Origin of the sequence: Aeromonas lusitana, from assembly GCF_002812985.1 — a bacterium.
Taxonomy (GTDB): Bacteria; Pseudomonadota; Gammaproteobacteria; order Enterobacterales; family Aeromonadaceae; genus Aeromonas; species Aeromonas lusitana.
The window spans coordinates 1-13443 of record NZ_PGCP01000009.1; the positions used below are offsets into that span (position 1 = coordinate 1).

The 13443-nt window shown below is 60.4% G+C and carries 17 protein-coding genes; 12 read left to right on the forward strand and 5 right to left on the reverse strand.

Annotated elements, in window-relative coordinates; all coding sequences use genetic code 11:
* The coding region (locus tag CUC44_RS06850; RefSeq protein ID WP_157812757.1) for a DUF3391 domain-containing protein at positions 1-246 on the reverse strand (246 nt) is incomplete at its 3' end.
* 171 nt (positions 247-417) lie between these two features.
* On the opposite strand from CUC44_RS06850, the gene rsuA reads away from it, so the two are divergent.
* Complete coding sequence (gene rsuA, locus CUC44_RS06855) at positions 418-1110, forward strand: 16S rRNA pseudouridine(516) synthase RsuA (protein ID WP_100859236.1); 693 nt, start codon at positions 418-420, stop codon at positions 1108-1110.
* A gap of 160 nt (positions 1111-1270) precedes the next feature.
* On the opposite strand, the gene CUC44_RS06860 is transcribed toward rsuA, so the two are convergent.
* Entirely contained in the window at positions 1271-2170 is a 900-nt protein-coding gene (locus CUC44_RS06860) for a DMT family transporter (protein ID WP_100859237.1), read from the reverse strand.
* A 217-nt stretch (positions 2171-2387) separates the two neighbouring features.
* Here CUC44_RS06860 and CUC44_RS06865 point away from each other — a divergent pair, with 217 nt between their 5' ends.
* Both CUC44_RS06865 and yfcE read left to right on the forward strand, forming a co-directional pair.
* Positions 2388-4025, forward strand: coding sequence for a peptide ABC transporter substrate-binding protein (locus CUC44_RS06865; protein WP_100859238.1), 1638 nt, complete (start codon positions 2388-2390; stop codon positions 4023-4025).
* 10 nt (positions 4026-4035) lie between these two features.
* Positions 4036-4578, forward strand: coding sequence for a phosphodiesterase (yfcE, locus tag CUC44_RS06870; RefSeq protein WP_100859239.1), 543 nt, complete (start codon positions 4036-4038; stop codon positions 4576-4578).
* A gap of 40 nt (positions 4579-4618) precedes the next feature.
* Here the strand turns inward: yfcE and CUC44_RS06875 are convergent, their stop codons facing one another.
* From CUC44_RS06875 to flgA, 3 genes are all read right to left on the reverse strand, one after another.
* Positions 4619-5035, reverse strand: a complete 417-nt coding sequence (locus CUC44_RS06875) for a flagella synthesis protein FlgN (RefSeq protein ID WP_167388813.1) — start codon at positions 5033-5035, stop codon at positions 4619-4621.
* Positions 5032-5352, reverse strand: a complete 321-nt coding sequence (gene flgM, locus CUC44_RS06880) for a flagellar biosynthesis anti-sigma factor FlgM (protein ID WP_100859240.1) — start codon at positions 5350-5352, stop codon at positions 5032-5034. Before flgM ends, CUC44_RS06875 begins: the two co-directional genes overlap by 4 nt.
* A gap of 93 nt (positions 5353-5445) precedes the next feature.
* Positions 5446-6051 (reverse strand): flagellar basal body P-ring formation chaperone FlgA, encoded by a 606-nt coding sequence (gene flgA, locus CUC44_RS06885; RefSeq protein ID WP_279627823.1) that lies wholly within the window; start codon positions 6049-6051, stop codon positions 5446-5448.
* A gap of 234 nt (positions 6052-6285) precedes the next feature.
* Between flgA and CUC44_RS06890 the strand changes: the two genes are divergently transcribed.
* The 9 genes from CUC44_RS06890 to flgH all read left to right on the forward strand — a co-directional run bounded on the left by CUC44_RS06890 (position 6286) and on the right by flgH (position 13437).
* On the forward strand, positions 6286-7197 hold the full coding sequence (locus CUC44_RS06890; protein WP_100859241.1) for a chemotaxis protein CheV: 912 nt from the start codon (positions 6286-6288) through the stop codon (positions 7195-7197).
* A gap of 18 nt (positions 7198-7215) precedes the next feature.
* Positions 7216-8040: a CheR family methyltransferase gene (locus CUC44_RS06895; protein WP_100859242.1), complete on the forward strand. Its 825-nt coding sequence runs from the start codon at positions 7216-7218 to the stop codon at positions 8038-8040.
* 62 nt (positions 8041-8102) lie between these two features.
* On the forward strand, positions 8103-8501 hold the full coding sequence (gene flgB / locus CUC44_RS06900; protein ID WP_100859243.1) for a flagellar basal body rod protein FlgB: 399 nt from the start codon (positions 8103-8105) through the stop codon (positions 8499-8501).
* Positions 8501-8920, forward strand: a complete 420-nt coding sequence (gene flgC / locus CUC44_RS06905) for a flagellar basal body rod protein FlgC (protein WP_100859244.1) — start codon at positions 8501-8503, stop codon at positions 8918-8920. Before flgB ends, flgC begins: the two co-directional genes overlap by 1 nt.
* A 15-nt stretch (positions 8921-8935) precedes the next feature.
* Entirely contained in the window at positions 8936-9670 is a 735-nt protein-coding gene (locus CUC44_RS06910) for a flagellar hook assembly protein FlgD (protein ID WP_100859245.1), read from the forward strand.
* A gap of 12 nt (positions 9671-9682) precedes the next feature.
* Positions 9683-11041 (forward strand): flagellar hook protein FlgE, encoded by a 1359-nt coding sequence (gene flgE / locus CUC44_RS06915; RefSeq protein WP_100859246.1) that lies wholly within the window; start codon positions 9683-9685, stop codon positions 11039-11041.
* Positions 11042-11190: 149 nt separating this feature from the next.
* Complete coding sequence (gene flgF / locus CUC44_RS06920; protein ID WP_100859247.1) at positions 11191-11937, forward strand: flagellar basal-body rod protein FlgF; 747 nt, start codon at positions 11191-11193, stop codon at positions 11935-11937.
* 14 nt (positions 11938-11951) lie between these two features.
* The gene (gene flgG, locus CUC44_RS06925; protein ID WP_100859248.1) at positions 11952-12740 is read left to right on the forward strand and encodes a flagellar basal-body rod protein FlgG; all 789 of its coding nucleotides are present in this window, start codon (positions 11952-11954) and stop codon (positions 12738-12740) included.
* Positions 12741-12765: 25 nt separating this feature from the next.
* Entirely contained in the window at positions 12766-13437 is a 672-nt protein-coding gene (gene flgH, locus CUC44_RS06930; protein ID WP_100859249.1) for a flagellar basal body L-ring protein FlgH, read from the forward strand.
* Positions 13438-13443 lie beyond the last annotated feature (6 nt).

Here is a 13443-nt window from a genome sequence, read left to right on the forward strand (position 1 = left end):
GCTGGAGGAGGGGGAGGCGGGCTCAGGGGAGAGGACTTGCTCGATACCCGCCAGCTTGCTGCGGGAGAGATCCACTCTCACCGTGCTAACGCCGCGTCTTATCAGGGATTCTATCTGCTTGCGATTGGTGACCAGCCCCATCTGGGCAATTTCCATGGCGCCGGTCTGGCTGGTGATGGCAATGACGTACATGCCCGGTTGCAGCTGGTTGACCGGGATAACGGGATGAGGCGTGTTCGACTTCATACGGCTTCCTGAGATTCTTATTATGCGTAACGTGGGCCCTCTACAGCCAGTCTAACACCGGCCTGGGGTCGCGTCATGGCCGCAGGTGGGCCCTTGCCCCCCTTAGTGCTGGCGTTGTCGGACACGGCCGATATAATGACGCCCCTTTCATGATGGACTCCGAGGTTGTGCATGCGGCTCGATAAATTTCTTTGCGATTGTTCCGATTTGACCCGTTCCCAGGCGGGCAAGCTTATCCGTCAGGGTGAGGTGATGGTGGACGGTATCCTGGTCAAGCAGCCCGCCTTTCACATCAACGAGCAGAGCCAGATCGAGTTCGACGGGGTCATGCTGACCCTGAGCCTGCACAATCGCTACTTCATGCTGCACAAGCCGGTCGGCTATGTCTGCTCCAATGAAGACCCGGATCATGCCACCGTCTTCCAGCTGCTGGACGAGCCCGCCATGGGCAAGCTGCACGTGGTGGGTCGTCTCGATCTCGATACCACCGGGCTGGTGCTGGTCACCGACGATGGTCAGTGGTCCCATCGCATCACCTCCCCGCGCCACGAGTGCGCCAAGACCTACCATGTCTGGCTGGCTGACCCCGTGAGTGAGGATGCCATCTCCCTGTTTGCCGACGGCGTCTTCCTGCGCAACGAAGACGACAAGACCCGACCGGCCCAGCTGGAGATCCTGGGGGAGTGCGAGGCGCGCCTGACCATCCATGAGGGCAAATACCATCAGGTGAAGCGGATGTTTGCCGCCATCGGCAACAAGGTGGTGGGGTTGCATCGGGAGCAGATCGGTGGTCTGGCGCTGGATGAGAGTCTGGCCGAGGGGGAATACCGGGAGCTGACTCCGGAAGAGATCGCCCTGTTCTGATCACCCGGGTAGGCGATGGCCGTGTGATGTCGCCATGATGTTGCCGCCACCGATGGCACTGCTTGGGGGCGAATCGAGCCCAAAGCTCACACTTGGCCTTAGGCTCGAAGAGGGGCGTCTTCGCAGATAGTGTCAACACCCGGCGCTAACGCCGGGTTGCCTATCCTGCCCCCAGTACCAGGGCCGTGCCCAGGGTCGCCAGCAGGGCCCCCGCCCAGGCGGGCAGGGCGGGGCGCATCCCTGAGTGCCACCACAGCAGGGGCAGCAGTATGACGGGAGTGGTGGAGGAGAGAATCGCCACCATGCCCACGTCCCCCTGACGCAGGGCCACCAGGATCAGCGTCATGCCGAGCGCCATCGCCAAAAAGCCGTTGATGCCTATCATGCCGAGCACCTGCCGGTTGATGGGGTGATGGGGCATGGCGAGCGGCACCCGCAGCAGCCGCAAGGCACAATGCGCCAGCAAGGCGCTGCCCATGCGGATGCCGGAGGCACTCACCGCATCTACGTTGCCGCTCATCATCACCGGCTTGGCGATGATGGCGCCGAGACTCTGGCACAGGGCCGCGGTCAGGCCGAGCGCTATGCCGATAGCCAGGTGGCCGCGTACCTGTTCCCACTCGTTGTCTTGCTGGTTGCCGCGTCGCCCGAACAGGATGGCGAGCATGACCCCGGCCAGCACCAGCAGGGCCCCCACCAGTCGCCAGCCGCCGAGCTGCTCGCCGAACAGCCAGAGGCCGAGCAGGGCGGAAAAAAGCGCATGGCAGGAGAAGAGCAGGCCGCTGCGCCGCGGCCCCAGCCGGTTCATGCAGGCGAACAGGGCTGTGTCACCGACGAAGATGCCGATGAGCCCGGACAGGGCCAGCAGGGGCAGGGCGCTCTCGGTGAGGGTCTGCCAGCCGCCGGTAGCCAGGCTGGCACTGCCCAGCATCAGGCTGACCAGAAACATCCGCCAGCGGCTGTAGGCGAAGGCCCCCAGATGGCGGGCCGGTTTGACGGAAATCAGGGCGGCAATCGCCCATAAACTGGCCGCGGCCAGCGCCAGCCACTCGTACCCCATAAAAAATCCCTGAAAATGTGGTGAGCATGGCGCCCCGGGCGGGCCGCCATAAAAAACTTCTGAAAAAAATAGCCCGAAAGACTCCATCTGCCGGGCAAGCCCGATACAATACGGGCCGTCTTCGGGGATAACAAGCGCGGCATCATGCATTCTTTATTCAGGCGCGCCGCCGGCCTTCCCCATCTTGCAGTGAACAGAATTGAATGAGGTTGATGTCATGCTCTACCCCCTTGCCCTTACGCCGGCCCGTCGCTGGCTCCCCCCCTTTCTACTGGGCCTGATGCTCGCGCCCTCCCTGCAGGCGACCACGGTCGTGCAAGCCCCCGTGCTGGCGGACAGACAGACCCTGGTCAAGGGCAATGGCGCCGAGCCCGAATCCCTGGATCCGGCCCAGATCCGCTCCGGTTTCCCGGGGGAGGTGGTGCTGGTGGATCTGTTCGAGGGGCTGGTGAGTGAAGATGGCCAGGGCAAGATAGTGCCGGCCCAGGCCCAGCGCTGGGAGACCAGCGAGGATGGCCTGGTGTGGCGCTTCTTCCTGCGCCCGCAGCTCAAGTGGTCAAACGGCGAGCCGCTGGTGGCCCAGGACTTCGTCTACGCCTGGCGGCGCTTGCTGGATCCGGCGCAGGCCTCCCCATCCGCGGGCCTGCTGCTGGCCACCGGCATCAACAACGCCCAGTCTATCTATGCCGGGGCGCTCGATCTCGGGGCGCTGGGGGTCGAGGCCGAGGGGGATCAGATCCTCAAGGTGACCCTGGAGCGGCCCGTGCCCTACTTCCTGCAGCTCATCAGCCAGCGCCCCTTCGTGCCGGTCAACGGCAAGGCCATCGCCGAGTTTGGCAAGCAGTGGACCCAACCCGGCAAGCTGGTGAGCAACGGTGCCTACAAGCTGGTGAACTGGGTGCCGAACGAGCGCATCGAGGCGGAGCGCAACGCCCAGTACTGGGACGATGCCCATACCCGCATCCAGCGGGTCACCTATCTGCCGCTGGCCTCCCAGCATGCGGAGCGGCTGCGCTACGAGGCCGGGGAGATCCAGCTCACCAACAAGGTGGCGCTGGAGTACTACCAGAAGATCAAGCAGGAGACCCCGGAGCGGATTTGGGGGCTGCCGCTGCTTGGCACCTATCTCTACACCTTCAACCTGCGTCGCCCCGAGCTGCAGGACGTGCGGGTGCGCCAGGCGCTCTCCATGGCCCTCGATCGTCACCTGTTGACCGAGAAGGTGAGCGGCCAGGGCGAGCAGTCCGCCTGGTCCCTGCTGCCCGCCATGCCGGGTTATGACGAGCTTGGCTCCGACTGGTCCATGCTGGATCAGCCGACTCGCCTCGCCAAGGCGACGGCTCTGCTGGCGGCGGCGGGTTACAACAGTGCCCATCCTCTCAAGCTGACCCTGACCTACAACACCTCGGAGAACCACAAGAAGCTGGCGCTGGCGGTGGCGGCCATGTGGAAACCGCTGGGAGTGGCTGTGGAGCTCAACAACATGGAGTGGAACGCCTATCAGGTGGCGAAGGACAGCGGGGATTTTATGCTGGCCCGCTCATTTTTGTTTGGTGATTATGTCGAGCCATCGTCCATGCTCAACAGTTTCCGCTGCCAGGATCCCCAAAACGAGAGCGGCTACTGCAATCCCGCCTTCGATACCCTGCTGCAACAGGCGGCGGATAGCCTGGATGGCAACGCCCGCAACGGCTACTACCATCAGGCCGAGCGCCTGCTGATGGAGGAGATGCCCGCCATTCCCGTCTATCACTACAACCAGATGCGGCTGGTGGATCCCAGCCTGCGCGGCTTGCCCAGTCGCAACCTCAAGGGGGCGATCGCCACCAAGGATCTCTATTTCAGCCAGCCATGAGGAGCATGAGATGAAGATTGCCATTATCTCCGACATACACGGCAGCCTCACTGCCCTGGAGCGGGTGCTGGCGCGGCTCGAACCCTGGCAGCCGGATCACTACCTGCTGCTCGGGGATCTGCTCAATCACGGGCCGCGCAACCCGGTACCAGAAGGTTATGCGCCCGAGGCCGTGGCCGAGCGGTTGAATATGCTGGCCCCCCGCATCATGGCGGTGCGAGGCAACTGTGATTCGGAAGTTGATCAGATGTTGCTGCACTTCCCCATCACGGCCCCGTACAACCAGATGCTGGTGGACGGGCGGCGCTGGTTTGTCAGTCACGGTCATCTCTATCGTCCCGATGAGGTTCCCCTGCCTTCAGGCAGCCTGTTTATCAGCGGCCACACCCATCTGCCCGTGCTGGCGCGGGAAGAGGAGCGGGTGCTGATGAATCCGGGCTCCATCTGTTTTCCACGGGGAGAGTGGGCGGCCAGCTATGGTTGCTATGAGGATGGGCTCATGCGAATTCATGGCTGCAACGACGGCGCCGAGCTGATGACGCTGGTGCTGTAAACGGGTAAACGGGTAAACGGGTAAACGGGGGGGGGGGAGACTAGGCCTTGATGCCCAGGGAGCGGGTGCCTGAGCGGGTGTTGCCCTTGGCGTCATAGGTCATGGAGTTTCTGTCCCGCATCTTGCTGAGGAAGCTCGCCAGCCGGCGGTTGGAGATGATGCTGAGCTCGAGCAGGCGACCATTGAGGTCATTTTGCTCCTGGCAGGCATCCAGCTTGGTTTGCAGCGCACTCAGCTCTGCCGGGAAGGCGGCGAGCTGTTGCCGGAGATCGGGCAGTTCGGCCAGACGCTTGTCCAGCGCCTCTATGGTGGCAAGCAGTTGCTGCTTGCGCTCGGCCAGGGCGGGCAATGCCAGGGCCTGATGTTGTTTGAGCAGGTCAAACTCCTCCGCCAGTATGGCTTGCATCTGGGAGAGGTATTCGTCTTGGGCGGTCAGCAGCGAAGGCAGACTCATCATCCGAGCCGTTTATCCAAGTCGGCTTCAAAGCTGAACATCTTTTTGGCCACGGCTTCGCTGTCGACCTTGTACTCACCGCTGGCCACGGCCTTCTTCAGGCTCTCGACGCGGCTCTCATTGCCGGTAGAGACGGTGTTGAGGGTCTTGTGCATCTGTTGCAATTGCTGCGCCTCACTGGTCAAGGAGACAGAGTCGGTCTTGACGGGGGCCGCACGGCTGCCTTCGGCCGAGGTCGTGGACTTGCTGGCTGTGCCCTGACTGGTCGCATTATTCTGCAACCGGTTGTTTGCCAAGTTGTTGATATTGTTGATAGCCATACGCTTTACCTTCGTCTGCTTTGCTGTTCGCTTACCTGTTATCGGTGACGGCGGTCAGAACTTTAGAAAAAAATCACAGCATTAACAAAATAATCAAAATGTGACCACCACAGAGCCAACGGCCTCGACCTTGCCCTGTACCGGTTTGCCTGAGCGAATGTTGACGAGCCTGATCATGTCTCCGAAGCTGCCATCTTGCAAGGCTCGGGCCATGGTTTTGATCTGCATGCTGCTGTTTTCAGCGCTCAGGGTGACCTGATCCCCCTTGCACACCACGCAGACCTGGGTGAGGCGAATGGGCTGGCCCGGTTTCAGCTCGCGCTTGCTGCGCACCCCGATGAGGGGGGCTGGATCGCTCAAGAAATCGCCGCGGATCAGGGTCTGATCCTGGTAGGCCAGGGTCAGCATGGACTCGCTCAAGATATCGCCCTTGGCGACGGGGGCGGCGACCGTGACATAAGGCTTCTGGATGCTGACCCGCACCGGCAGATAGAGATCCCAGGGTTTCTCCTCCTCGCACTTGAGGTAGACGGTAGTGTTGCGGCGGATCTCCATCCTGGCCGGCAGGCTGATGGTCAGGGCCCCTTCGCAGCGACTCAAGGGGAGACGCTCATCGATGGAGGCGGCCTGCACCTCGGCCTGGGCATCGAGGGGCACATCCAGCTGGCCGAGCACGAATGCCTGCGCCTCTTCTTGCAGGTATTGGGTGAGCTCGGATGCCATGGCATGGGAGATGCCGAAAATCGGCAGTAAGATGAGGAAAAGTCTACTAATCATTTTGGTTTGCCGGCCGATAAGTTGTTCACGTATACCACCGCATTTAACTATGCTTGCTGCAGAATTCGGTTGTCGAGACATCGGTGATCTGACGCAAGCCAACCTACATGCATAAACATATGCATGATCAGTGCCAAGCGTTTTAAGGGAGTGTTTATGGCGAGTATTCTTGACTCGGTCAACCAACGGACCCAGCTAGTGGGGCAAAACCGGCTGGAGTTATTGCTGTTTCGTCTCAATGGACGTCAAAGATTTGGCATCAACGTGTTCAAGGTGCGCGAGGTGCTGCAATGTCCGCCCCTGACCGTGATGCCCAAGCTCAATCCCTGTATTCGCGGCGTGGCCCATATCCGTGGCCAGACCATATCTGTGATCGATCTCAGCATGGCGATGGGGAAGAGGCCCATTCAGGACATCTCCAAGTGCTTCATCATCATCTCCGAGTACAACCGATCCATTCAGGGTTTCCTGGTGCACTCGGTGGAACGGATCATCAACATGAACTGGGAATCCATCCTGCCGCCACCCAAGGGGGCTGGCCGCATCAACTACATGACGGCGGTCACCGAGGTGGATGGCGAGCTGGTGGAAATACTCGACGTGGAGCGGATCCTCAACGAGATCTCGCCGGTTTCCACCGAGGTGAGCGCCGAGCTGGTTGAGGCCAGCGTGGAGCGCAATCCCCATGGCCGTCCCGTGCTGGTGGCCGATGACTCCTCGGTGGCGCGCAAGCAGGTACAGCGGGCGCTGGAGGCGATCGGGGTGCAGTGCGTGCTGGCCAAGGATGGGCGCGAGGCGCTCAACATGCTGCTGGAGATGGCAAAACTTGGCCCCATCAAGGATCAGATTGCCCTGGTCATCTCCGACATCGAGATGCCGGAGATGGACGGCTACACCTTCACCGCCGAGATCCGCAACAATCCCGCACTCAAGGATTTGCATGTTATCCTGCACACTTCCCTCAGTGGGGTGTTCAACCAGGCCATGGTGCAGAAAGTCGGAGCGAACAATTTCATCGCCAAGTTCCAGCCTGATGAACTGGCCAAGGCCGTACAAGGCGCTCTCTAATAAAGAAGAAAAAACTGCATGAAGACACTTTCGGACGACTTATACAAACAATTCAGCAATTTTCTGGCGCAACAGAGCGGCATAGTGCTGGGTGACAACAAACAGTATCTGGTCAAGAGCCGTCTGTCGCCCTTGATGACTCAGTTTGGTATCGAGAGTCTGTCTGAACTGGTGACCCGCTCCATGGGCATCCGGGAGCGGGATCTGAAGATGGCCGTGGTCGATGCCATGACCACTAACGAGACCCTGTGGTTTCGCGATACCTATCCGTTTCAGTTGCTCAGCGACAAGATTTTCCCGGAGCTCGGCAAGAGCGGCCGCCCCATCAAGATCTGGTCGGCGGCCTCTTCCTCCGGGCAGGAGCCCTACTCCATCGCCATGACGGCGCTGGAGCAGCAGGTCAAGCGGCCGGGCACCTTGCCGGGCGGGGTGCAGATAGTGGGGACAGATATCTCCAGCACCATGCTCAACCAGTGCAAGGAGGGGGTGTATGACGCGCTGGCGCTAGCCCGGGGTCTCTCCCCCGAGCGCAAGCGGCTGTTCTTCGAACCCTGCGGCGACAACAAGATGCGGGTGTCGGAGCGTGTCAGAAAATTGACCAGCTTCCGCCCGTTGAACCTGCTGGAGAGCTACAGCCTGCTAGGCAAGTTCGACATCATCTTCTGCCGCAACGTGCTCATCTACTTCGCCCCCGAGGTGAAGTCCAAGATCCTCAACCAGTTTGCCAGCAGCCTCAATCCTGGCGGCTATCTGATGCTGGGGGCCTCGGAGTCTCTGGCCGGTCTGACCGACAAGTTCGAGATGATCCGCTGCAACCCCGGCATCGTCTACAAAGTCAAATAACGCCCCTCTAGCCCCTCTTTGGCACACCTCTTGCTAAACATTCGTGAAGCAGGAGGTGTGCTATGGCAATTTCATTCGACAAGGCATTTGGTGTTCATCAATACACGCTGAGCGTTCGCGCCAAGCGTGCCGAGGTGCTATCCAGCAACATCGCCAACGCGGATACCCCGGGCTTCAAGGCCAGGGACATCAATTTCTCCCAAGCGTTGCAGGATGCCCAGAGCCAGCAAGGCTTTGGTCTGGCCACCACCAGCGAGAAACACTTCGCCTTGCAGATGGATGCCCCGGGCACGACCCAGTACCGCAATCCCCTGCAACCGGACACAGGTGACGGCAATACCGTGGATGTGCAGGAGGAGCGTAGCGAGTTCTTGCGCAACAGCCTTGAGTACCAGGCTTCCCTCGAATTCATGAATAGCAAGATAAGCGGCCTGCTCAAGGCACTGAAAGGAGAACAGTAATGAGTTTGTTCAAGGTCTTTGACATTGCAGGCTCTGCCATGAGTGCGCAGTCTGTTCGCCTCAACACGGTCGCGAGCAACATGGCCAACGCCGACAGCGTCAGCTCCAGCGTGGAAAAAACTTACCATGCCAGGCGGCCAGTGTTTGCCGCCCAGCTGGATCAGGCCATGTCCGACAAGCAGGCCTCGGTCGGGGTGGATGTGAAGGGCATAGTCGAGAGCGACGCGCCCCTGCTCAAGGAGTTCAACCCCAATCATCCTATGGCGGACAAAGACGGCTTCATCTTCAAGCCCAACGTCAATATGGTGGAAGAGATGGCGGACATGATCAACGCCTCGCGCAGCTACCAGACCAATGTCCAGGTCGCCGACGCAGCCAAGAAGATGCTGCAGCAGACCCTTGGTCTCGGCAAGTCCTGACAGGGGGATCCATAAATGGCAGATACCTATGACAGCCTGCTGGGCGTCAACCGGACGACGAACCAGACTAGCACGGCCAACACCAGCACCCAGAAGAAGGAGCTGGATCAGGAGTCTTTCCTCAAGCTGTTGACCATGCAGCTCTCCTATCAGGATCCGTTCAAACCGGTGGATAACGCCCAGATGTTGTCCCAGATGACATCCATGTCAACCTCCCAGGGGATCAGCAGCCTCTCTACTCAGATGGAGAGCCTCAACAGCCTGATGACCTCCAGCCAGGCGCTGCAGGCGTCGGCCCTGGTGGGCCAGAACGTGTTGATACCCTCCAATACCGGTTATCTGGAGAAGGGGGAAAACATCTCGGGGGTGATCGCCACCGGCGACGGCGCCAGCAACATCAAGGTGACGGTGAAGGACGAGAGTGGCCAAGTCGTCAAGGAGTTCTCCCTCGAGGGAGACAAGAAAGGCAACGTGGCCTTCGAGTGGGATGGCAAGGACAAGGACGGCAACCTGGCCAAGAGTGGCAAATACAGCATTGAGGCGCACGGCACAGTGGATGGCAAGTCCGAGAGCATGCCGGCCCTCACCTACGCCAAGGTGGAGAGCGTGACCCTGGGCACCAGCTCCAACCCCAGCACCCTCAAACTCAAGGGGTTGGGTGGCATCTATCTGACCGACGTATTGGAAATTGGCGGGACGAGCGGCAAGTCGACTACGACCCCGGACTCGACCTCTAAAGCAGTGATCTAAGGAGATAAAGACATGTCATTTAACAATGCCCTCAGCGGCATCAATGCGGCTCAAAAAGACCTGAACGTCACCGCGAACAACATTGCCAACGTCAACACCACCGGCTTCAAGGAATCCCGTGCTGAGTTTGCTGACGTCTATGCCAACTCCATCTTCGTCAACGCCAAGACCCAGGTCGGCAACGGTGTGGCGACCGGTGCCGTGGCCCAACAGTTCCACCAGGGGGCGCTGCAATTTACCAACAACGCGCTGGATCTCGCCATTCAGGGCAACGGTTTCTTCGTGACCTCTGATGGCCTGTCCAACCTGGATCGTACCTACACCCGCTCCGGTGCCTTCAAGCTCAACGAAAACAGCTATATGGTCAGCAACTCGGGTGGTTATCTGCAGGGATACGAGATCAACTCTGACGGTACTCCCAAGGCGGTCAGCATCAACGCCACCAAGCCCATCCAGATCCCGGACAGGGCCGGTGAGCCGGTGCAGACTTCCAAGGTCGAGGCTGGCTTCAACTTGCCTTCTACGGCAAAGGCGCTGGCGGCGGGCAATGGGGCAGGGGATGCCTCCAAGTTCGATCCCAAGGATTCGACCACCTACTCCTCTTCCACCTCAGTGGTGGTCTACGACTCTCTGGGTGAGCCCCATACCATCACCCAGTACTTCGTGAAGGAAGCAGATCCGGCCGACCCGACCCAGGCGGCGGTGCCGACCGCTTGGCGCATGTACCTCTATCAAGGGGACAAGCCCATCGACGTTGCTGGTGGCACTGCCACCACAATGGCGACCGGCGTCAGTCAGGCACCCTTGAGTGCCCGCGTGACCTTCGATGCTTCCGGCAAGATGGTGACGCCGACCACGCCGGCCGTCATCAAAACAGAACAACTGGGGGCGGCGGGGGCCGGTATCATCACCAACGGTGCCGATGGCACCCAGGATATCGAGTTCAAGTTGGGCACAGTGACCCAGTACGCCTCGCCCTTTGAAGTGAGCAAGCTGACCCAGGATGGCTCCACCGTCGGTCGTCTGACCAAGGTCGAGATCGGGGCCGACGGCATCGTCTCCGCCACCTACAGCAACGCGACCACGGTCAAGGTCGCCATGGTTGCCATGGCCAAGTTCGCCAACTCCCAGGGGCTGACTCAGGTGGGGGACACCTCCTGGCGTCAATCCATGCTCTCCGGTGATGCACTGCCGGGTACCCCGAACTCCGGCACCTTCGGCTCCATCAAGTCGTCGGCCCTGGAGCAGTCCAACGTGGACTTGACCACTGAACTGGTGGATCTCATCACAGCCCAGCGTAACTTCCAGGCCAACTCCCGTTCTCTGGAAGTGAACAGTTCCCTGCAGCAGAGCATCTTGCAGATCCGTTAATCTGCAGGTCGGTTATAAAGGGGCGCTTCGGCGCCCCTTGTTATTCTCTCTATTCTCCACCTTTTTCCTCGTCTGTCTCGCCATCATCCCTCTCTTGGCATCCTACTTGCAGTTGTCTCCCGAGAGTCATCTGTTTGACGGAGGATCCCATGGATCACCTGCTTTACATCGCCATGTCCGGGGCCAAGGAGAACATGAACAGCCTGGCTGTGCGTGGCAACAACCTGGCCAACGCCAACACCATAGGCTTCAAGTCTGACTTCGAGCAGGCGCGCAGCATGCAGGCGTTTGGCGAAGGGCTGCCCAGCCGGGTGTTTGCCATGACCGAGAGCCCGGGCCAGAACCTGCAGCACGGTTTGTTGCAGAGCACGGGTCGGGATCTTGACGTTGCCGTCGACGGACCGGGCTGGATTGCGGTGCAGGATCCGAACGGCGGTGAGGCCTATACCCGCATGGGCAACCTGCAGCTCAATGCCGCCGGCAACCTGCAGACATCCACCGGTCTCAACGTGGTGGATGACGGTGGTCAGCCCATCGTGCTGCCCCTGCCCATGGAGAAGATCGAGATCAACCGGGACGGCACCATCAGTGGCCGGCCGGAAGGGGCCGCCGCCAACCTGCCGGAAGACTTCCAGCGCATCAAGCTGGTCAATCCTCCCGCCGATGCGGTGGCGAAGGGGCAGGATGGCCTGTTTCGTCGCAAGGATGGCCAGAATGAACCGGCTTCCGCCAATGTCGGCCTGCTGGCGGGCTCGCTGGAAGGTAGCAACGTCAACGTGGTCGACGAGATGACCAACCTTATTCGCTTGCAACGTCAGTTCGAAACTCAGGTCAAGATCATGAAGACCGCCGAGGAGAATGACGAGGCCCAAACCCAGCTGCTGCGTATCAGCTAATCAAGGAGCATTAAATGAATCCTGCACTCTGGATCAGCAAGACCGGCCTCGATGCCCAGCAGACCAATATCTCGGTCACCTCGAACAACCTCGCCAACGCCAGCACCGTCGGCTACAAGAAGGCTCGCGCCATCTTCGAGGATCTGCTCTATCAGAACATCAACCAGCCAGGTGGCCGCTCCTCGGCGGATACCGAGCTGCCTTCCGGCCTGATGCTAGGGGCGGGGGCCAAGGTGGTCGCCACCCAGAAAAACCACAGCCAGGGCAACGTGCAGACCACGGACAACTCCCTGGATCTGATGATTAGCGGGCGCGGTTACTTCGAAATCCAGCTGCCGGATGGCAGCGCTGCCTATACCCGCAACGGCCAGTTCACCCTCAACGACGAGGGCACCATAGTCACCCCGGGCAACGGCTACCCGCTGCAGCCGGAGATCCAGATCCCCGAGAACGCCCAGAGCGTGACCGTGGGGGAGGATGGTCAGGTGTCGGTGCAGCTCAAGGGAGATGGTCAGTCCCAGGTGGTGGGCCAGATCAACACCACCGACTTCGTCAACCCCACAGGCCTGCAACCCATGGGGGAGAACTTGTTTGTCGAAACTCAGTCCAGCGGCGCCCCCATTCAGGGCACGGCGGGGGCTGACGGTCTGGGGGTCATCAAGCAGGGCATGCTGGAGACTTCCAACGTCAACGTGACCGAGGAGCTGGTCAACCTCATCCAGGCCCAGCGGGTGTATGAGATGAACTCCAAGGTCATCTCGGCGGTGGACTCTATGATGTCCTTCCTGACCCAACGCACCTAATCAGGTAGATAAGCGGAGACGCATGATGAAAGCCATCTGGATGCTGGGCCTGCTGACGCTGACAGGCTGTGCCAGTACCCCCAATACCGCCAGGCCGGACGACCCCGAGTTCGCCCCCGTCTATGGCGAGTCCGAGCCTGTGTCGGTGCGTCCGACCGGCGCCATCTTCCAGCCCGAGCAGGTCAACGGCATCTACTCGGACATCAAGGCCCACAGGATAGGTGACATCATCACCATCCAGCTGGCCGAATCGACCTCGGCGTCCAAGAAGGCCAACACCCAGAGCGGCAAGGACAACAAGCTGGAGCTCGAACCCGTCACCCTTGGCGGGGTGCCGGTGACGGCGAGCCCTTATGATTTGTCGGCCTCCATAGGCCAGACCAGCGCATTCAAGGGGCAGGCCAAGGCGGATCAGAGCAACAGCCTGCAGGGCAACATCTCGGTCAGCGTGGTCAAGGTCTTGCCAAACGGCAACCTGCTGGTGCGCGGCGAGAAGTGGATCATGCTTAACAACGGCAATGAATACATCCGCATTACCGGTCTGGTGCGCCCGGAAGACGTGAGCTCGGAGAACAGCGTGTCGTCCCAGCGGGTCGCCAACGCGCGCATCCATTACGGCGGCACCGGCGATCTGGCCAACACCCAGGAACAGGGCTGGCTGACCAGTTTCTTCAACGGTCCCTGGTGGCCCATCTAGCATTCA